Here is a 19,036-nt window from a genome sequence, read left to right on the forward strand (position 1 = left end):
GACTCCCCGATCCCTGCAACGCCGGCGATTTGGACGCTATCTGCAAGCTACCGGACACCCCCGCCGACAGACTGACATATCGCGACCGGCGCGCCCTGCGTTACCTCGCTCACGTCGGCCATCTGTCATTGCACGGTAGTTCCTTTCCGCTGGGAGCTCAGGCATGTTCTTAAACGCAGCAGACATTTCGCCGGCATCCGTCCACTTGCCGTGTCGGCATAACGAATGCGACGGCGCGACACACGACCTCGCCTTTCTCGACGTAACACGCTTCGATCGCCTCGCCTCGGGGGCGCAAGCCATCGTCGACGCGCCGCCCGAGGCACAACCCGCACTGGGTTTAATGCTTCGCCTAATAGAGGCCCATGTAACGCCGCACGATCTGGCGGCACTGAACGACACGATCATCGAGCGATTCGCCGCCACGTTCGACGACGCGCCGCAAGTCGCCACCTGCCTCGTGAACATGCTGCCCGATGCGCTCGCCCAACGTGCGCCGTCCGAAAGCGTTGAGGATATCTGCCGCCGCCTCCTCAGCAAGCGCGCACTGCGCGATCTCAAACGCTCGCTGTCACGCGAAGCCGCGCCGACCGTGGAATCCGCCCGTTATGGCAGCGCCTGGCATCGTTACTTTTCCGAATGGCGCGACTGGGTGGTCGACAAATGGCAGAACTTCCTGTTGCTGGGCAGCAAAGAGCGATCGCACGACCCCTGGTTCACGCTCATGCGCGGCGCAGAACCGACACGCACCGCCGGCCCGCTGCCTCGCAGACGTTCGGGGAAAACCGGCTGCGCCCTGGGAATGCTATATGCCACGTCGTTTGTCCAGTACCGCACCGAGCCGCTGCCGGCGCAGGGTTTCGCGCAAGGTTTCTCGCCGTCTCTCGCACACGGCGGCACGATCGGCCTGCCCGGGCAGACGATCGCACCGGCCACCTCGGTCACCTCCGAGACGATGCTCCTCGACCGGCTCGTTCAAACGTTCGCCGATGCGGCCCGTTACGTCGCCGATGTGGCCACACCGGTGTCGGAGCAGGTGGACTCGGCGCTGGCGGTCATATCGCCATTCATGTCGCTCGCACCGCCCGGCGCCGACGGGGCGAGCACGCCGCTGCCGGTAGTCATCAAGCGCACGGGCGTCAGTCCTGCGCCGGCGCCTCCCGACATGCAGGCGTCGCCGGAGCTGCAAAGTCTTTTCGACATCGCGCATCTGTGGCGACACCGGGGCGCGACGCACCAGGAGCTTCGCAAGTCGTTTCTCCCGTTGCTGACGTTTTCGCCACCGCCATCGGAGCGCGAGCTGCTCGACGGCTTGTTCGAGAACGCGCCCGAACTCGCCAACGCCGACCTGAGCGAATTGCGACTCAGGCGCCATACGCCCAACAAGGACGGCGGACGGCTCAAGCGAGTCTCGTACTGGCCGCTGCACGACGCCGCAGCACTGGTTCGGTCGGGCAAGCTGAACATTTCCGACACCGACGACGGCGTGCGCTTCGATGTCAGCCGCAAGACCCTTGCCGGCGCCGTGTATGAAGCGGCTTGCGTCATGTCGGCGAAACGATTCGATGACATCGTCGGTCAATGGCGCGAGGCATGCGAGCAGCGGACGGCCGCGACATGGCTCTCCCCGCCGGGGCTGGTGTCGAGGGCGAAGTCGAGCCTCACGCTCGCCATCGGCACGGCGTTCGCGCTCGACGAACTGTCGCTCGGGTACACCCATGCGTTGATCGGAAACAAGGCGTTCTATCTGGGACACAACGCGCTGACGAATCTTTCGCTCTCGAACGACGCATCGAGCCGATTGTTTGCGACCCATCGCCTCGAATTTACGATCCGTCATGCCGGACGGGATCACGTTGCTGCGCCGGCCGGCAGTTGCGTCGTGACCGAGGCGTCCGGCAACGGCACGACGTTGCTCTATCTTCAGGGCGACGTTGCGGCATGGCGCGCCTTCGCGTCGCCTGAGGCATTGCTCAGCGACATCGGACACAACGCGCTGAGTCTGCGCACGACGCTATGCGAGCGGCTTCCGCTACCGTTGCGCACCGGCGCGCTCACCGGTCGGATCACCACGAAACTGCACCCTCAACCCGGGCAGGAACCCGTCCGTATCGCAACCCAGGCCACCCTCGATACTGTGTATGCGGACGGCAAGCTGCGGACCAGCCACGCCGGCACCGGACCGCGTATCGCGCAGTACCTGACATGGCTCACGGGCGTCAGCTCGGAGAGCGTCGAACGAGGCCTGCAAACGTTTCGGGAGCGAAGTCGATCCGCGGGCGTGAGTTTGCCGGGCAAGCCGGCCAACATCGCCTTGCGCGATATCAGGAGCGTGGCGCATGTGGAAATGCTGCGATACGACATCTCGACGGCCATTCCCCGGGTCAAGCCGATGGTGCGGCAGCACATCTCGAACCGGCTAACGGATCTCGGGGTATTGCCGGCCGACGGCGATCAGGTCTATATCCGCGTCGCGGGGCGCGTCGTGCAATCGCTCACCGATGCCGTTCTGGTCGGCACCATTCCCTCGGACGCGGCGAAACGACTCCCGCTGCTGATCCCGGAAGTGGGCGGCAAATACACCGCAGTCCACGGCGCGAATCAGCCGACCGGGCAGCCCGTGTCGGTCGGGGACGTCTTCGACGAGGCGTCGATAGAAGCGTTGCGGCAGAACATCGACCGGGCCGCGACGCAGTTCTGGGAAACCTCGCGCGGCAAAGTGCGCAAGGTCCTCAAATCGGAGTTCATCGCGCAGGTCTGGATGTCGCGGGTGCAGCGACGAATGTCGGTGGATCAGGTGCACATCGCCGCCAGGATTGCCGGACCGATCGAGGTGGGGCGACTCGGCAGCGACGACCTCGAGCACGAGATCAACGCCCCCGACGTCGAACGGGAGTGGCTGCGGGTGAACGGATTGACGTCGCGACTGATGCGGGTCTCGATTGCCGGCCGCGCCCCTTGCCTGCTGATCGCGCCCTACCCCGAGGGCCTGCGGATCTACGGCTTCGACGATCGCGGCCGCATGACCACGTGGCTCACCGAGCAAATCCATAGCGAAGCGATGCGCGAGCGCATCGCCAGCATGTTCGACGCCCCGCCCGACAACGCCACGTGGTACCGGACAGCCAGCATCGACACGCAGGGCGTGAGCGACAACATCGTCACCGACACCTTCACCGCCATCGCGTCGGCATACGAGTCGCGGCAAAATCACACCGCGCCGCCCGTCGCGAAGTCCGAGCCTCGCTTGGTGCTGGAGCTCATGGACAAGTTCTCGAAAGTCGACCTGGCGTTGGGGCTCGGCACCTGGGCGCTGCCGTTCGCGCGCCCGATCAGCCTGGGCTACTCCATCGTGGACGCCTCGATCGGCACCGTGGGCATGGGCGTCGGACTCGCGACGCAAGACAGCGCGATGTTCAGGCAGGGCTGGGAAAGCACCTTATCGGCGATCGGCGCTCAAGGGTTGGCCGCGACACATTTCAAGACGATGCTGTTCCTGACGGGCGACGCTCGCTATAAATACTTCGTGGCCGAGGCCCCTCGCGCCGAGGACGCATTGATTCTGGGCCTGCACCGTTCGCAGGGCCGGTTCTATGCCGCCATCGACGCCGATACGCGGGCTTATCTCATCCTCGATAACGACACGGGCTTTTTTCGCATGGTGCCGGAAGCCGCATCGGATACCGTGAAAAAAGACGCCCCGCTGTTGCGCCGCTCGGCATCGGGCAGTTGGCGCGCCGTAACGCAATCGGAATTCGCAACGCCCGAGCTGGAAGATCCGGATACCGCGTGGCGCATCGATCAGGGCTTTCGTGCGCGTTTCGACGAGCTTCGCGACAAGCACGATCCGATTTTCGAGCGCGCGCGACTTGCCGCGTCGAGCGAGGAGACGCCGGGAAACGCTATCCCGCTCGAATGGCGGCTGCGCCTGTTGAAACTCGATTTCGTCGACCAGTCCGTGATGGACGTCGAGGCGCTCGGCAAGCTCGCGGGTCGCATCGACTCACTGCAAAACACCCTGGACGCCGCCGAGAAGTTCGTCATCAGCCCCCTCTCAGACGAGGCCACCCGGCTAGGCGCGATGTATCAGCCGATCACGCAGCGTCCCCGCGTATATCTCGGACATGTTCGCACCGGATTGTTGCGGGCTTGCCCGCTCGTGAATCGCAATCTCCCGATCGAGACGGCGGTGCGCATATTCAATCAGCAGGCGACGTGGGCGCCATCGGCCTCCGCCCGGCTCATGCAGGATCTGAGCGAGCTGGGGCGCGTGAAGCTTCAGTATTTGCCGAATCAGCGCTTGTCGCAAGAGGTGGAGACGCTCGATACGCTGTTCAGCGGCGCACCGAACACGGCGCGCGCCTTCGAAATGACGGCCGGCACCCGACTGCTGCTCGTCGGGCGCCATCTGCGCAATGGCGCGGCGGCGCAGTATTACTTTATCGATCCGGCGCTCGGCCTCGTGACGCACGCCGACAGCGAGACGTTGATCGGCATTCTGCGCACGCACCTGAACATCATGTCGGATTCGTACGCATTGGTCAGAGAAGGCCGCACCTACACGGTCAGGACGAAGGAGATCGACTTGCCGCATCTGGCTCGCGTAGACCTGCTGCGCGACTTCAATGACGTGGTGCCGATACGCGTAGCGCTGCGGCTATGATCGGGGGACCACCCCGGGGCGGCTGTTTTCGACGCGCCACGCACTTGGTTGCGATTTTCCGGCGGCGCGTGGTGCGAACTCAATGCGAACCAGGATGCGAATCAAATGCGGCATAAATACCGCCTAAATGTCGCCCAAATACCGCTTGAATGCGCCCCCATGTGACATCAAGCAGCCGCAGGCACCGGCGGTTGCGCGATGGCGACTGCCGATGTCGCCGCCGACGTCACCCCCTGCGACACCACATCGGCAAAGGCCTCGCCGACGAGTATCACGCTGGGTTGCGAGTTATCGAACCATGCGGCGGCAGCACCGTCGCGCAGCTCCGCGAGCGTCATGCCGATACGCCGCTCGCGCGACGTCGTCACCGACTCGACGATCGCCACCGGCGTGCCCGGCGACTTACCCGCATCGATCAATTGCGCCGCGATCCGGGCGGCGGCCTCGCGTCCCATGTAGTACACGAGCGAATCGGCCGAGGCGTCCTGCGCGATCTCAGGCGATCCGGGCGCACGGCTTTGCGTGACGAAAGCCACGCTGCGCGCCACGCCGCGCAGCGTGAGCGAGCGGCCCAGCGACGCAGCACTGGCCAGCGCCGCCGTAATGCCCGGCACCACCTCGACGTCGATGCCCGCCGCTTCAAGTGCACGCAGTTCTTCGTCCGCGCGGCCGAACAGCATCGGATCGCCCCCCTTCAGGCGCACGACCCGTGCATGCGTTCGCGCGTGATCGATCAGTTGCTTATTGATGAATTGCTGCGCGCTGGAGAGTTTGCCGCAGCGTTTGCCCACGGCCACGAGCTTGGCCTGCGGGCACAATGCGAGCATTTCCGGCTCCACCAGTGCGTCGTGGAGCACGACGTCCGCCTGAGCCAGCAGACGCGCGCCGCGCACCGTGATCAGGTCGGCGGCGCCCGGGCCGGCGCCCACCAGGTAAACCTTGCCCATGACCCGGGCCGGCTGCGATTGGGGGGGGTGCGTCGTCATGATGCTGCCGTCGTTGCGTGGGTCAGTCGATCTTCGGCCGGAATCAGGCCGCCAGTGCGCGGATCATACCGGCCGCCACGGTGTGATGCGTCGCTTCGTCGATGAGCACGAACGCCCCCGTAGCCGGGTTGGCGTCGTACGTATCGGCAGCGACCGGTTTTTGCAGGCTCAGTTGGACACGACCGATGTCGTTCATCGTCAGCGTCGTCTTGTCCGTGCCGTGCGAGAGCGTGCTGACGTCGAGGACCGTGTCCACGCTGCCGATCTTCACGTACACCGTGCTGGTCGCCTGCTTGAGCAGGTACTTGCGTTGCGGCGCGAGTGCGTCTTCGTCGAACCAGCAGACATCCGCCGAGAGCTTGCGCGACGGTTCGAGCGCCGAATCCGCCCCCACGAACGTATCGCCACGCGACACGTCCACGTCTTCCGTCAGACGAATCGTCACGCACTGACCGGCGAACGCTTCTTCGAGCAGTCCACGCGGGCCGACGATTTCGGCGACGGTGGCCGTGCGCCCGGCGGGCAACACGCGCAGCGACTGACCGACAAGCACCGTGCCCGATTCCACGCGCCCCATGTAGCCACGGAAGTCGTCGGCATGCGAGCCGTCCTGACGCGCAACCAGTTGCACCGGGAAGCGGAGTTCGCCGCCCGTTTGCGTGACCGGCAGCGATTCGAGGACGTCGAGCAGCGGCTCGTCCTGATACCAGGGCATGCGCTCGCTCGCGTACACGATGTTGTCGCCCTTGAGCGCCGAGACCGGCACGAAACGGACGTCCTGCAGGCCGAGGCGTTGCGCCAGTTCGAGATACGCCGCGCGAATATTGTCGAAGATCGTCTCGCTGTAATCGACCAGATCCATCTTGTTGATGGCGACGATCACGTGCTGCAAACCCAGCAGCTTCACGATGGCGCTATGACGCTTGGTCTGCGCGAGCAATTCGGTGCGACCGTCGACTTCGGTCACGCGCGTGGCGTCGACCAGAATGATGGCGGCATGTGCCGTCGACGCGCCCGTGACCATGTTGCGCGTGTACTGCTCGTGGCCCGGCGTGTCGGCGATGATGAACTTGCGGCGCGCCGTCGTGAAATAGCGGTACGCGACGTCGATGGTGATGCCTTGCTCGCGCTCGGCTTCGAGGCCGTCGGTCAGCAGCGAGAAATCGATGTCTTCGCCGGCGGTGCGCTTGTGCTTGGCGCGCGCGAGTGCGGAGAGCTGATCGGTCAACACCGACTTGCTGTCGTACAGCAAACGGCCGATCAGCGTGCTCTTGCCGTCGTCGACGCTGCCTGCCGTGATGAAACGCAGCACGCCGAGGTCTTCCTGATGCGGGGTGAGGCTCATGATCTTTTCTACTCGATGGCTTGGCCCCGGCGCGACGGTGTGGGTCGCCCGGCGGGCCGATATGTCTGAACGGGGTTCCGATCGCTACATGCGCAGCGAATCAGAAATAGCCCTGCTTCTTGCGCTGCTCCATCGCCGCCTCGGACGTCTGATCGTCCATGCGGGTGGCGCCACGCTCGGTAATATCCGTCACGGCCGTCTCGGCGATGATCTCCACCGGACTCGACGCGACGCTCGCCACCGGGCACGTGCAGCTGATATCGCCGACGGTACGAAAGCGCACCTGCGCCAGTTCGCTCGTCTCGCCGTCCTGCTTCGGTGTGAGCGGCGTGACGGGTACGAGCAGGCCGTTACGGCGCACGATCTCACGCTCGTGCGAGTAGTAGATCGAGGGCAGATCGAGGTTTTCGCGGGCGATGTATTGCCATACGTCCAGCTCGGTCCAGTTCGAGATCGGGAACACGCGCAGATGCTCGCCCTTGTGCAGACGCGCATTGAACAGATGCCACAGTTCCGGGCGCTGCGCCTTCGGATCCCACTGACCGAATTCGTCGCGGAACGAGAAGATGCGCTCCTTCGCCCGTGCCTTTTCTTCGTCGCGACGGGCGCCGCCGATCATCGCGTCGTAACCGTATTCGTCGATGGTTTCGAGCAGCGTGACCGCCTGCGCCGCATTGCGCGAATCGTTTTCGCGACGCAGGCGCACCGTGCCGCGCGCAATCGAGTTCTCGACATGGCCGACGACCAGTTCCGCACCGAGCGCCTCGGCGTGACGGTCGCGAAACTCGATCACTTCCGGATAGTTATGGCCCGTATCGATGTGCACCAGCGGGAACGGCAATTGGGTCTTGCGACCCGGGCCGAGCCCGAACGCCTTGAGGGCCAGATGCAGCACCACCACCGAATCCTTGCCGCCCGAGAACAGCAGCGCGGGTTTGCGGCACTCCGCCACGACCTCACGCAGGATGTACATCGATTCGGCTTCGAGCCAGTCCAGATGATCCATTCGCGAGCCGTTGGCCTGCGCAACTTCGTGCATCGCACCCATAGTGTTACCTTCCTTGACGATTCCGAGTGATTCCGAATACTTCACGATTCTTGTTGCCCGATGTGCGCCAGAGTCGTCTGGCCGTCACATCCGCTTCTATCTGATATCCAGTGAGTTGCCCGGCATGCCGATGATCGGATTGATCGGATCGATCGGGCCGGTCCGGTCAATCAGGTCGACTGCACCGACACCGGGATCTTGCTCAGGTTGCTCGCGTGCAACCCGCATTCCTTGCTGTCGCGCGACTCCCACCACCAGCGTCCCGCCCGGCTGTCTTCACCGGGGCGAATCGCGCGGGTGCAGGGCTCACAGCCGATGCTCGGGTAGCCGCGGGCGTGCAGCGGGTTGACCGGCACGTCGCGGGCGGTCAGGTAAGCCCACACTTGCGCTTCGGTCCAGTCGAACAGCGGGTTGTACTTGGCGATGCCACGGGCATCGTCCTGTTCCGCAAAGGCGAGTTCGCCGCGTGTGACCGATTGTTCGCGGCGCTGGCCGGTAAGCCATGCGTCGGCGTCGGCGAGCGCCCGCCCGAGCGGTTCGACCTTGCGGATCTGGCAGCAAGCCTTGCGCAGATCGACGCTTTCGTAGAAAGCGTTGGCGCCGTGCTCGGCGACATACGCCTCGACAGCCTCGGCGTGCGGTGTGTATTGCACGACGTCATAGCCGTAGCGCGTCTTGATCGTGTCGATCATGCCCACCGTCTCGTCGTGCAGACGGCCGGTGTTCAGCGTGAAGACGGTGATGGGCAGTTGCTGACGCAGGATTACGTGCGTGAGCAGCATGTCTTCGGCGGCCAGGCTGCTCGCGAACTTCACATGGCGATGCGAACCCGCGATGCGGGCGAGACGCTCGGCCAGCACGGCTTCCATTTCGTCGAGCAGCGCCATGTCCCGATGCTCGGCATCGGCCACATTCGACGGTACGGCGGCCGGGGTGGGGTCCCGGCGGGATTCGTTTCGCATGTCGCGAACTCCTTGTTTTCTGTGGGGTGTCAGCCGACCAGCTTGACTGCCGCGAGCGTGAGCGTCGCCGCCAGCGCGCCGCGCACGATGCGCTCGGGCAAGTGACGGGTGAGCCTCGCGCCCAGCCAGATCCCGGGCAGGGAGCCGATCAACAGACTGCCGAGCAGTGCCCAGTGCACTGTCTCGAGCCAGATATGACCCAACGCGGCAATGGCCGTCAGCGGCACCGCGTAGGCGATATCGGTACCGGCGACTTCGGCCGGTTCCAACTGCGGGTACAACATCAGGATCAGCGTCGCGCCAACGGCGCCCGCGCCAATCGAGGAAATCGTGACGAGTCCGCCGAGGAGCGCACCCACGGCAACCGTGGCCACGGCCTGCGGGCGTCCCCTCAACTGCCAGCTCGGATGCGCACGCAACGTCGCGAGCAACCTGGCCCGAAAGAGCAGCGAGAGCACCGTCAGCAGAACCGACGCCGCGATCGTGAGCTTGATGAACAGCAGCGCCGACGCATCGATACCGCCCAGCCGCTTCAGGAACAGGATGGTGACGAGCGCCGCCGGCAGCGCGCCGAGCGTGAGCCGACGCACGATATGCCATTTCACATGGCCGTGCGAGCGGTGCGCAAGCGTCCCGAAACTCTTGGTGATGGCGGCGAAGGCAAGGTCCGTTCCCACCGCCACCGGCGCGGCATACCCCAGCAGGAGCGTGAGCAAAGGCGTCATCAGGGAGCCCCCGCCGACACCGGTCAGGCCGACCAGCAGGCCGACGCCAAATCCGGAAAGGGGTTCAAGCCACAGCGACATGGATGACGTTCCTGGTGGTTCCTAAATGCCTGTAAGGAATAACGTTATCGAAACAGTGGCACCCACTGTAATGAAAAGGCTATATACTTCAAACGAATTAAAAATTGTTTGTATATTTTCTAAAGTTATACAAATGAACCTGCACCAGTTTCGCTTCGTGCGCGAGGCCGTCCGCCAGAATTTCAACCTGACGGAAGCCGCCAAGGCACTTTTCACCTCCCAGCCGGGCGTGTCCAAGGCCATCATCGAACTCGAAGAAGAGCTCGGCGTGGACATTTTTGCCCGGCACGGCAAGCGTATCCGTAACCTCACGGAACCCGGACGGATCATTTTCGAGTCGATCGAGCGGATTCTGATGGAGGTCGAGAGCCTCAAGCGGATCGGCAAGGACTATGCCGCACAGGATCAGGGCAGCCTGACCATTGCGACCACCCACACGCAGGCGCGCTACTCGCTGCCGCACGCCGTGGCCGAGTTCAAGAAGCGCTATCCGAAGGTGCGTCTGTCGATCCTGCAAGGCAGTCCCACGCAGATCGCCGAGATGGTGCTGCACGACCAGGCCGATCTGGCCATCGCGACCGAAGCTATCGCCGGCTATAAGGATCTGGTGTCGTTGCCCTGTTATCAGTGGCAGCATGTGGCCGTGGTTCCGCCCGATCACCCGCTGCTGCAATTGCCGTCGGTCGGCATCGAGGATCTGGCCAAGTACCCGCTCATTACCTATGACCCGCAGTTCGCCGGACGCGCCAAGATCGATCAGGCGTTCTCGCTTCGTCATATGCAGCCGGACATCGTGCTTGAAGCCATCGACGCCGACGTCATCAAGACTTACGTCGAATTGGGGCTGGGCGTGGGGATTCTGGCGGGGGTGGCCTTCGACCCGGAGCGTGACCGCAACCTCCGGGCCATTCAGGTGGGGCACCTCTTCGGCACCAATGTGACACGCGTCGCGCTCAAGCAAGGCGCTTATCTGCGTGGATATGTTTTCACGATGGTTGAGCTGCTTTCACCCATTCTCACGCGCAAGCTGGTGGAACAGGCCTTGCGCGGTGAGCACGAGAGTTACGAGCTTTGATCCGTCGGCCGGGGCTCAATGCTCCGGCAAGTCGAACGGCATCAGTTCGTCGCCGAATCGGTGCATCCATGCGGCGTTGTAGTCGAGCGCGTGCCTCAGCGTCGAGAGTTCCATCTGGATGACGGGGGACGGTCGTTGGGCCGGCGGATTGCCGGGATGCCCGTTGAGGACGCTCCGGAACGTTTTCTGCAAGTTTTCTACCCGCGCGAACTTGCTGGCGAACAGCAGCGGATTGTGCAGCCGGTGGGCATTGCGCAGCCCGTGCAGCGCCGCGTCGATGTGTCTCAGGTTGTCGACGATCTTCGTGTCACGCGCATCGAAGCGATAGCGCTGCGCATCGACATTGGCCAGCGCCTTGAACATCGCTCTGAACGCACTCGTTTTCACCCGCCCGTGGCCGTTCAGGGCGTTCGGGGCAATGCAGGCGTCGATCACTTTCCTGGCATCGGCGATTTGTTGGGCAAATGAGGGTTTTTCGGAGGGGAGGAAGACTTTCATACTGTCAGAGACTCTTATCAAACGTCGTTGGAAACCATGCGGCGATGACCGCGCCGTCAGTGACATGCCACGTCACCACGACGTTCCGCCCCGAATCGCGCCTGAACCGCTGATCGGGAAATCCCCTCAAGCCCTGTGTCGTGCGCCGATAGCGTTGCCGCAGAAACCGAAATTGACGGCAATCGGCCGGCATTGGAAGTTACCGCCGAGGTTTTGTAGCGGCAGCGGTACCCCTGCTAGAACGCTTCGTTGATCTGAAAATAGACGCCGCGCGTCTGCCGTCCGAAGCCGACATCGAACCGCACGTTCACGCGCGGCTTGAATTCGAAGCGATAGCCGAAGCCACCGTTGGGCAGCCAATGGGCCGACGCCAGATCGCCCGGCCGGTCGGCAATCGCCCCCGCGCCGACCCACGCGACCACGCCATGCCGGCCAACGAGATGCATCCGGTATTCGACCTGTGCCGTCAGCATGTTCCTGTCGCGATACTGGCCGAGGAAATAACCCCGCATGTGTTTGCCGTCGCCGAACGTCGGCATCATGCTCCATGGCACATCGCCCCAACTGAACTTCCCATAAATATCGAACGCCAGCACGTCACGCTGGCGAAACTTCGTGTAGTGGTCATAGGACCATTCCAGCGATTCGAACGACGTGCTGCTGCCGAAGGCGCGCCGGTAGACGGTCGTCGTCAACGCAAGCGCCTGGCCTTTGTATGGGTTGGGAATGAAGTCGCGCGTATCGTAGGAAAAGTTGGCGCTCAGGCCGATACTGCGCACATACGGGCCGACGGGATCGGAGACGAAGGCGCTCGCGTCGCCTTTGTCGCGGTTCACTGCGGCGTCGAAGTGGGCATCGACACCGAAGCCACCGTACGCACTCGGCCAAAGTCGCCACAGAAAGGTCGGACGCACGAACGCGCTGCGCTTCGTATATTTCTCCCGATAATCGTCGTTGCTCGCGCGGTCGTATCCAACGCCCCAGTATTGCGTCGGCATGTTCACGATGGCGCCCGCGAAGACGAAACGGAAACGGTCGTCGGTGAAGAAGGTCGTGTTGTCCACGCCGATCCCGAACGCACCGGTCGTGGTGCCGAAGCCATGGATCGTCATCGTGGAGAGTTGTGTCGTCGGCAGCGCGTCGCGCGTCTTGTAGAGTCCGACGGCTGCGGCGCCGATACCGAATCCCATCTCCGGGTTGTAGAACGGTCCGGGCATGACGCCCCAATCCATGCCATGACTGACGTCGACCGTGTCGGCGGCGCCGAGCCTGGCGAGCAGGCGATCTAGCCACCCTTGCGGCTCGGCCGGGGGTGGCGAGACAGCGACGGGTAGCGCGGTGTCGTGATGCGTCGTCTGCGCTATCGAGACGCCAACCTGCGTGAGCGCGATGCCCCACGCGGCGCAAAGCGTCGCGTGCAGCAGCGCGCGTTTGACGGCGATCGTCCGATGCGCGCGCATCAGAATCTCAGAAAGGCGGTCAGAATGACATCGTTACGGTTGTAGCCGTAACCGAACTCGGCAAGCAAGCCGAAGCGCTTGCTCGCTGCCCAACTGACGCCTGCCACACCGCTCCAGCTACCGGTCACGGACTGGTCTATCCGATAATCGAGCCGCTGTGTCTGGCCGCCGGCGGCTTCGATGGGAATGTCGAAGTGACCGGTGATGACGGCCTTCGTGCGGAACCATGTGGCGCCGACGTAAGGCGTGAGAATGCCTGCGGATCCGAGGTGCACGTTCCACCCCACGCGCGGCGAGATGTTCCACGAATGGATCAGCGATTCGGACATGGAGATGTCCGAGACGGTGTACGTCACCGGCAGCGAGAAGAACAAATCGCCGTAAGTGCCGACCAGCGTAAAGCCGCCACCGTAAGTGTGGCCGCTGTAATCGGCGTGCGCCGTCGGCAACTTGATCGGATTCGCGCAATTGGGGGGCGGACGTCTGCCCGCACACCCGATATTCAGCCCAAAGAACTGTTCGAGCGCCGTGAGCGACGAGAAGCTGATGTTGATGTCGCCGCCACCGCGCACGTTGCCCACGATACCGTAGACATTCATGAACGGGAACAGCCACGCGCCCAGTTGGAATTGATTCGATTCGCTGCGAATACGCGACTGATCGAACTGGACGAAATCGGCCGAGCGCAATCCGTTGCCGTTCGCCCCGACCATCAGATTGCTCAGTTGGTATCGCTGGGTGCCATTGAAGTACGAGTAGCCCACGTCATAGGGATTCGGCAGGTCGTAGCCACGATCGACGACGCGCTGCGCGAAAAAGGGAAGTTCACGGTCCCAGTGCTTGGGCGTGGGCGGCGCAGACGAGGCATCCGCCGATGCTGCCCCGGTCGATGACGCCGACGCATTGGCTGCCGCCTTGTCGTCGGGCAAGCCCGAGGCTGACGACGCCGTGCCGGCTTCCGGCGTGGCTGTCGGCCCGATCACGCCGCGATACCAGCCTTGACGCGCGGAAACGCTGCCGGGCGTGTCCGGTGTCGGCGCGATCATCGTAGCGCCGGTCGCGCCTGCGCCCCAGGCAGCGGCGTCGCGAGGCGAGCCGATCAGGCAGGCCGCGGCCATCGCCATCGACACCATCGCCGGCACTGAGCGCCAATGTCCGGCATTACGCCAGGTTCGCCAAGTACGCATGAGCATGCCCTGTACTGGAAACTGAGAAAAGGGACGACGAGCGAGGATCAGTGCCATGCGCTGCCGACCTGAATGTAGAAAGCGTTTTCGCCTTTACTGTGGGCGACATCCACGCCTACGGCCAGGCCCAGCTTGGCGGCGATCAGGTAACGAAAACCGGCGCCGACGCTGACAACGGCGTCCGCTTGCGAGAAGGATTTCCATTTGCCCCATGCACGGCCCGCGCCGCTGAAGCCGAGTACCGACCAGCGCGGTGCGACGTTCCAGCGCAACTCCGCTTCGACCATCGCCGCGTGTTGATCCTGATACCGGCCCTGCTGCACACCACGCAGCTTGACGTAGGGCTGGGCGTAGAACGGCGTGTCGCCGGCCGAGAAGCGGCCGTCGAGCCGCAAGCCGAGCACCCAGTCGCGTGCGAGCGGCAGCCATGTGTAACCGCGTCCGTTATATGTCTCGAACGATTGGGAGCTACCCGCCCACGGACGCGCCGCCTGAATTTCCAACTCCAGGTAGCTGCCTTTGTTCGGGAAAAACATGTTGTCGCGCGTGTCGTAGTCGATCACGAGACCGACCTTGCCGATACGTCGTTGCGCGTCCGGAATGCCGACTTCCTGTGCCGCCTGTCCGGTGAAATGCGTGTTCGAATCGAAGTAGGTGTATCGCGGGCCGACGAACCAATGCGATCTGCCGATGCGAAACAGGACTTGCTGTATCAACAGCCAGCCGTTGAGCTGATAGGCGCGCGGCGAGTTCGACAGACCGTAATAGTCCGTCTTCATGTTCACCTTGGCGAGACCACCGAGATAACGAATGGCGTCGCCGCCCCAGGTATGAAAGTGCATCAGACCGGCGCCCCACGTGCCGTTTTCCGTATACATACCGCCGAGCGCTGTGATATTTGGCGGCGACATTACCCCCGTTTCTTGCGCGTTTTTTGCCGCGTCGGCCATCGATTCGGAAAAAAAAATCAGCGCCACGCCGCCGCCATAGCCGATCGCCGGTTCCGTAATGATCATGGGAACGGGTAAGGCGCCACGGTGATTCAGCAGAAAATCGCTGGCATCGAAGTCTCCGTCTTCCGGTGCGCGCCAGGTGACTTTATGCGGCGCGGATTCGGCTGCTGTATTCGATGCCTTATTCGATATTGAATTCGCTGATGCATTCGGCTTGATATCGGTGGCATACGGCGCATCCGATGTGGCCGGCGTGCCTGTCGTTTGCGCGTGCGCCGCCACGGTGAGTGCGAGGCAATACGACGAGATTGCCATCGACAAACGTCGGCGGAGCTTGCCGGTCAATCGATGGCCGCTGCCGGCGTAAAGCCGCTCGCGAACCGCGATGCGCGTTGTTTGCGACCAGAGGAATCGGATCGACCGCGTTCGTTCGCATAACGCGGTCTCGCAAGCGTTCTCCCACGACAGTCTCCGCATCGGCTGTTCGCTCTCCGGAAGCGAGGATGAAATCGACCGTATTTAAATCGACAAAAATCACCTTGAAATCCACCAAAGTAATTTAAATTACTTTTAAATTACCAATAACTCACAAAAGCAAGGCAATCACATCAAAACACTAAATCAGCCCGCACGACTTCGTCAAAATTAATTTTCAATCCACCCGCCGCCCATTAAACAAGGGGCATTTATCGTGCACAGAAGATGACACGGCGGCCGGCACCCCGCATTCCGTGACGTTTGACGAGTATTTTTCCGGCTGGTCGAATGCTGTCGGTGCGGTATGCTTACGCGATTCGACCCAAAGGAGACCTCATGCGCTCACCTCTTCGCGGCATTCGCTTGTCGGGCATGCTGCTTGCTCTGGCGCTGACCGGTGTAGTGACGGCCGCGCGCGCCGATCTGACCGTCGGCATCGATCTGTCCTCGACGGGACCGGCGGCGGCCATCGGCATTGCCAGCAAGAACGCCATGCAACTCTGGCCTGATCGGATCGGTGGGCAAAAGGTGCATTACATCTTTCTGGACGACGCCTCGGATCCGGGCACGGCGGTGAAGAACACACGCAAACTCATCAGCGAGAACAAGGTCGACGTCATCGTCGGGCCGAATATCACGCCAAGTGCGCTGGCAATGCTCGATCCGGTATCCGAAGCGGAAACGCCGATGATCACGTTGATCGGTTCGGCGGTCGCCGTGGAGCCTCAAGACGCCAAGCGTCGCTGGGCATTCAAGATGGCTGCCAACGATTCGGCGATGGCCGATGTGATGACGCGTTATATGGCAAACCACGGTATCAAGACGGTGGGGTTCATCGGGTTTGCCGATGCCTATGGCGATAGCTGGTTCAAGGAATTCACGAAGTTTGCGGAGTTACGCAAGCTGAAGATCGTGGCGCAAGAGCGTTTTAACCGGACGGATACGAGCGTCACCGGTCAGGCGCTCAAGTTGATGTCTGCCAAACCGGATGCCATTCTGGTGGCCGGGTCCGGCACGCCGGCGGCACTGCCGCAGCGTACGCTCCAGGAGCGGGGTTACGCGGGCAAGATCTATCAGACGCACGGTATCGCCACGTACGATTTCGTGCGTGTCGGGGGCAAGGACGTCGAGGGCACGCTATTCCCGACGCAGCCGGGCGTCGTTGCAAAGACGCTGCCTGCGGGACATCCGGCGCGGACTGCGGCGTTGGCATTCACGAAGAAGTACGAGGCCAAGTACGGTACGGATACCGTGACGCAGTTTGCGGCTGACGCATATGGCGTATGGGATCTGCTCAACGATGCGGTGCCGCGGGCGGCGAAGGTGGCGGCACCGGGCACGCCGGCCTTCCGGGTGGCGTTGCGCGATGCCTTGGAGTCGACGCATAACCTTGCGATTCCCAACGGCATCATGAACCTGAGCCCGCAGGATCACGTGGGGCTGGATCAGCGTGCCGGGGTAATGGGGCAAATCAGGAATGGCAAATTCGTGTTTGTTTCGGACTGATCGCCGTCTGGCCGGAGGTTGACGCTGCCGCAGGCCCCTGATGGATTCGCGCCCACGGGGCCTGCGGCGACAAAAACCGAACGCGGCGGGCTTGTGGCCGAAGAAAATTTCGGTCATAATCTCGCCTTCGTCCGGTAAACCTTCAGGTTAATCGAACGTCTCACGCTGCGACACCGTTCGGTGCCCGCACACCCGCCCAGGTGGTGAAATTGGTAGACGCAGGGGACTCAAAATCCCCCGCCGCAAGGCGTGCCGGTTCGATTCCGGCCCTGGGCACCATCCGCAACTCGCGTATCCCCCCGCAACACCTTGCCCTGGGTGCGTTAATTAAATTTCAACTATAAAAATAGTACACGACTTTCACATCAACATCAGCAACTGGAAGCCAAACCCGGAGAATTCCCAAGCCGACGTACAGGGGGAGGTTTATTAAACAAAAAATCACTAAAAACGACCGAGCCTCCTGTCTTGGTGTAGCGCTTTTTTGGACAATCCATACGCATCCACCTCAATTGGTTTTCGAGCGCTATTACAAACGCAAAACTCACCTCACAGCCTTTCGAAGAAATCCCGGAAAGCCCCGTCTCTGCTACATCCCCAGCACCGCCCTGCTTGTCCTGATCAAGCACCTCGCCGCACGATAAAAACCAAATTCTCTCCACCACCCAACCAATTTTTTATCGTCAGAGTTCTCGCATCACATGCGTCGATTATTTGGCTTACGACGATCCAGTCTCCTGCTTCCAAGAATATTGGAAGAAGCAATCCCCTCACCCTCAAAAAATCATAGTCACCACCGATTTTTTTTTACAACACGCTTACCGAGGAACGACTGCCGTACTAATCACTCAAGACACACCGCCGAAAACCCTATAAAACCATCGACTCTTAGCGCATAACGCGGCCAAATTTTCCAACGCCAATCAAGAGAATTCGGCACAGCCATCATCAACTCTCATGACGCCGATATCTCATGAATTTTCATCACCGATTAGCGCACAAAGAAAATTACACATTAATCTCATTCTGCATACTTGCCCGGCGTCCCTCCCCCTCTCCAGACAACATATGGACATGAATCAGAGCTCGGTCCCCACGCTATGCCTCTGGGTTCGTACCGACAACCGCACAAGCTGCGACGTCCAAGATCCGGCAGATCAAATTTCGTAAGCGGACAACATCGGCTGCGCATCTCGGTAGACACTTGCCGTCGCGGATGTCGAAGCGGAAACGTCGCCAAGAGCATCCCCTTCAAGGAGGTCGTGGCGCGGTGCGCGCGCATGTGCGCGTATGTCCGCTCATGGAACAGCGCGTCGCTTGCGTAATACGCCCGCTGTCTACGGCATCAAGACAACGCATTATTCGCGATGGGTTACGTAAATTCTTAAACGGTTGCCGAGCCACGCTCACCCGGCGTCAGCCCCGCCTGCTTTCCGGGCAGTCCCGTGCGTTCCGGCGAAACGCGCGTAGCACATGGATTTGGAGATACACAGCACGTTCACACGGATTTGTGAAAAACGCCAAAACCTTTCGGGTCAGACGCGCCTGCGCTTCCTATTCGGATGATGCTGAAACTCAGGTGACTTCACTCCTGACATCATGGACTTACCCCCCATCGGAACAACTTTTGAATGGCTACTGGAGACTGGTATGAACGTTTCGAAGGACGTCAGACGCGTGAAACCCAATGGGGCAATCAAGAAGAAGCGTAAGGAGGAAGTCGTGCTGAAGGTGCCGAAGTCGCTAGCAAGAGAGGGCTATGTCGTCTGGTTTCATGACCACGGAAAGTATCTGGGACTCGCATGGAACGAAGACGCCGCGGAGATCGAAAAAGCGCACGTCACGGATGACGACCATGCGATCTACTTCGAGACGTTTGCGCAGGCGGCAGTCGCATGCGATAAGTTCGTCAGTCCTTGCCGGGTGCTCCACTCGCCCGGCCCCGGCAAGCGACCAAAACTCATGGGCTAGCAAGACGCGACGGTCCGTCGATGCAGACGGACCGTCGTTGCCTCCGACGCCGTCACCGCCCCGGACAGTGCGTCGCCCACGCGCTTTCGCACAGCGTTC

At 62.0% G+C, this 19,036-nt stretch carries 14 protein-coding genes and 1 tRNA gene; 5 read left to right on the forward strand and 10 right to left on the reverse strand.

Annotated features, from left to right (window positions below; all coding sequences use genetic code 11):
- The first annotated feature begins 163 nt into the window (after positions 1–163).
- Positions 164–4,663, forward strand: a complete 4,500-nt coding sequence (locus tag PAN31108_RS11860; protein WP_150669063.1) for a dermonecrotic toxin domain-containing protein — start codon at positions 164–166, stop codon at positions 4,661–4,663.
- A 167-nt stretch (positions 4,664–4,830) separates the two neighbouring features.
- Here PAN31108_RS11860 and cobA read toward each other — a convergent pair whose 3' ends face one another.
- The 5 genes from cobA to PAN31108_RS11885 form a co-directional block, all read right to left on the reverse strand.
- A complete protein-coding gene (gene cobA, locus PAN31108_RS11865) occupies positions 4,831–5,610 on the reverse strand; it encodes a uroporphyrinogen-III C-methyltransferase (protein ID WP_150669213.1) in 780 nt (259 codons plus the stop codon).
- A gap of 82 nt (positions 5,611–5,692) precedes the next feature.
- Entirely contained in the window at positions 5,693–6,994 is a 1,302-nt protein-coding gene (locus PAN31108_RS11870) for a sulfate adenylyltransferase subunit 1 (RefSeq protein ID WP_150669064.1), read from the reverse strand.
- A gap of 100 nt (positions 6,995–7,094) precedes the next feature.
- On the reverse strand, positions 7,095–8,042 hold the full coding sequence (gene cysD / locus PAN31108_RS11875) for a sulfate adenylyltransferase subunit CysD (RefSeq protein WP_150669065.1): 948 nt from the start codon (positions 8,040–8,042) through the stop codon (positions 7,095–7,097).
- Positions 8,043–8,212: 170 nt separating this feature from the next.
- Positions 8,213–8,929 carry a phosphoadenylyl-sulfate reductase gene (locus PAN31108_RS11880; RefSeq protein ID WP_150669214.1) on the reverse strand — a complete coding sequence of 239 codons (717 nt, stop codon included), beginning with the start codon at positions 8,927–8,929 and terminating at the stop codon, positions 8,213–8,215.
- A gap of 104 nt (positions 8,930–9,033) precedes the next feature.
- On the reverse strand, positions 9,034–9,810 hold the full coding sequence (locus tag PAN31108_RS11885; RefSeq protein ID WP_150669066.1) for a sulfite exporter TauE/SafE family protein: 777 nt from the start codon (positions 9,808–9,810) through the stop codon (positions 9,034–9,036).
- Between the two features lie 133 nt (positions 9,811–9,943).
- On the opposite strand from PAN31108_RS11885, the gene PAN31108_RS11890 reads away from it, so the two are divergent.
- Positions 9,944–10,885, forward strand: coding sequence for a CysB family HTH-type transcriptional regulator (locus PAN31108_RS11890; RefSeq protein WP_150669067.1), 942 nt, complete (start codon positions 9,944–9,946; stop codon positions 10,883–10,885).
- A 15-nt stretch (positions 10,886–10,900) separates the two neighbouring features.
- Here the strand turns inward: PAN31108_RS11890 and PAN31108_RS11895 are convergent, their stop codons facing one another.
- The 5 genes from PAN31108_RS11895 to PAN31108_RS26760 all read right to left on the reverse strand — a co-directional run bounded on the left by PAN31108_RS11895 (position 10,901) and on the right by PAN31108_RS26760 (position 15,521).
- Entirely contained in the window at positions 10,901–11,449 is a 549-nt protein-coding gene (locus tag PAN31108_RS11895) for a hypothetical protein (RefSeq protein ID WP_150669068.1), read from the reverse strand.
- A gap of 170 nt (positions 11,450–11,619) precedes the next feature.
- Positions 11,620–12,843: a BamA/TamA family outer membrane protein gene (locus PAN31108_RS11900; protein ID WP_217426300.1), complete on the reverse strand. Its 1,224-nt coding sequence runs from the start codon at positions 12,841–12,843 to the stop codon at positions 11,620–11,622.
- On the reverse strand, positions 12,843–14,036 hold the full coding sequence (locus tag PAN31108_RS11905; protein ID WP_246183909.1) for a hypothetical protein: 1,194 nt from the start codon (positions 14,034–14,036) through the stop codon (positions 12,843–12,845). Before PAN31108_RS11905 ends, PAN31108_RS11900 begins: the two co-directional genes overlap by 1 nt.
- 41 nt (positions 14,037–14,077) lie before the next feature.
- On the reverse strand, positions 14,078–15,046 hold the full coding sequence (locus PAN31108_RS27280; RefSeq protein ID WP_306440144.1) for a BamA/TamA family outer membrane protein: 969 nt from the start codon (positions 15,044–15,046) through the stop codon (positions 14,078–14,080).
- Positions 15,047–15,164: 118 nt separating this feature from the next.
- Positions 15,165–15,521: a hypothetical protein gene (locus PAN31108_RS26760; RefSeq protein WP_246183934.1), complete on the reverse strand. Its 357-nt coding sequence runs from the start codon at positions 15,519–15,521 to the stop codon at positions 15,165–15,167.
- Between the two features lie 311 nt (positions 15,522–15,832).
- Between PAN31108_RS26760 and PAN31108_RS11915 the strand changes: the two genes are divergently transcribed.
- The 3 genes from PAN31108_RS11915 (at position 15,833) to PAN31108_RS11925 (ending at position 18,937) form a co-directional block, all read left to right on the forward strand.
- Positions 15,833–16,966, forward strand: a complete 1,134-nt coding sequence (locus PAN31108_RS11915; protein ID WP_370819642.1) for an ABC transporter substrate-binding protein — start codon at positions 15,833–15,835, stop codon at positions 16,964–16,966.
- A gap of 194 nt (positions 16,967–17,160) precedes the next feature.
- Positions 17,161–17,245 (forward strand) — tRNA-Leu (locus PAN31108_RS11920).
- Between the two features lie 1,371 nt (positions 17,246–18,616).
- A complete protein-coding gene (locus tag PAN31108_RS11925; RefSeq protein WP_174994946.1) occupies positions 18,617–18,937 on the forward strand; it encodes a hypothetical protein in 321 nt (106 codons plus the stop codon).
- Positions 18,938–19,036: the final 99 nt, after the last annotated feature.

The sequence above is a fragment of the Pandoraea anhela genome (genome assembly GCF_902459655.1).
Taxonomy (GTDB): domain Bacteria; phylum Pseudomonadota; class Gammaproteobacteria; order Burkholderiales; family Burkholderiaceae; genus Pandoraea; species Pandoraea anhela.

What these genes read in the sequence shown, in the direction of transcription:
- cysD (WP_150669065.1), bottom strand. Translation starts at nt 8,042, where the DNA reads ATGGGTGCGATGCACGAAGTTGCGCAGGCCAACGGCTCGCGAATGGAT.
- PAN31108_RS11925 (WP_174994946.1), top strand. Translation starts at nt 18,617, where the DNA reads ATGAACGTTTCGAAGGACGTCAGACGCGTGAAACCCAATGGGGCAATC.
- PAN31108_RS27280 (WP_306440144.1), bottom strand. Translation starts at nt 15,046, where the DNA reads ATGATCATTACGGAACCGGCGATCGGCTATGGCGGCGGCGTGGCGCTG.
- PAN31108_RS11860 (WP_150669063.1), top strand. Translation starts at nt 164, where the DNA reads ATGTTCTTAAACGCAGCAGACATTTCGCCGGCATCCGTCCACTTGCCG.
- PAN31108_RS11900 (WP_217426300.1), bottom strand. Translation starts at nt 12,843, where the DNA reads ATGCGCGCGCATCGGACGATCGCCGTCAAACGCGCGCTGCTGCACGCG.
- cobA (WP_150669213.1), bottom strand. Translation starts at nt 5,610, where the DNA reads ATGGGCAAGGTTTACCTGGTGGGCGCCGGCCCGGGCGCCGCCGACCTG.
- PAN31108_RS11915 (WP_370819642.1), top strand. Translation starts at nt 15,833, where the DNA reads ATGCTGCTTGCTCTGGCGCTGACCGGTGTAGTGACGGCCGCGCGCGCC.
- PAN31108_RS11885 (WP_150669066.1), bottom strand. Translation starts at nt 9,810, where the DNA reads ATGTCGCTGTGGCTTGAACCCCTTTCCGGATTTGGCGTCGGCCTGCTG.
- PAN31108_RS11870 (WP_150669064.1), bottom strand. Translation starts at nt 6,994, where the DNA reads ATGAGCCTCACCCCGCATCAGGAAGACCTCGGCGTGCTGCGTTTCATC.
- PAN31108_RS11895 (WP_150669068.1), bottom strand. Translation starts at nt 11,449, where the DNA reads ATGTCACTGACGGCGCGGTCATCGCCGCATGGTTTCCAACGACGTTTG.
- PAN31108_RS11880 (WP_150669214.1), bottom strand. Translation starts at nt 8,929, where the DNA reads ATGGCGCTGCTCGACGAAATGGAAGCCGTGCTGGCCGAGCGTCTCGCC.
- PAN31108_RS11890 (WP_150669067.1), top strand. Translation starts at nt 9,944, where the DNA reads ATGAACCTGCACCAGTTTCGCTTCGTGCGCGAGGCCGTCCGCCAGAAT.
- PAN31108_RS11905 (WP_246183909.1), bottom strand. Translation starts at nt 14,036, where the DNA reads ATGCTCATGCGTACTTGGCGAACCTGGCGTAATGCCGGACATTGGCGC.